Source organism: Halorubrum sp. SS7 (assembly GCF_005435055.1).
In the GTDB taxonomy this organism is placed as follows: domain Archaea; phylum Halobacteriota; class Halobacteria; order Halobacteriales; family Haloferacaceae; genus Halorubrum; species Halorubrum salinarum.
The window spans coordinates 1-221 of record NZ_SGXV01000113.1 but is presented as its reverse complement, the minus strand read 5'-3'; the positions used below and the strand labels follow the sequence as shown (position 1 = coordinate 221).

The following is a 221-nucleotide window of genomic DNA, read 5'->3' as shown; positions in this document are numbered from 1 at the left end:
GGACCCAGCACAAGACGGTCCGGTCGCGCTCGACTTCGACCGCGTGACCGACGCGCAGGACCCGTATCCCGCGAGCAGCACCCACTGCTTCGGCCTAGCCTGGTGGGTGCCGGAGGACGTCGGAAACGAGATCCAGAGCGACTCGGCGAGCTTCGACCTCGGATTCGTCACCGAACAGGCGCGCAACAACGACGACCCTGGTCAGACGTTCGGATTCTGAC

General features: G+C 65.6%; 1 pseudogene. It reads left to right on the top strand.

From position 1 onward, the window contains the following. A pseudogene (locus tag EXE44_RS20385) lies at nucleotides 1-220 on the top strand (hypothetical protein); the annotation flags it as partial. Nucleotide 221 lies beyond the last annotated feature (1 nt).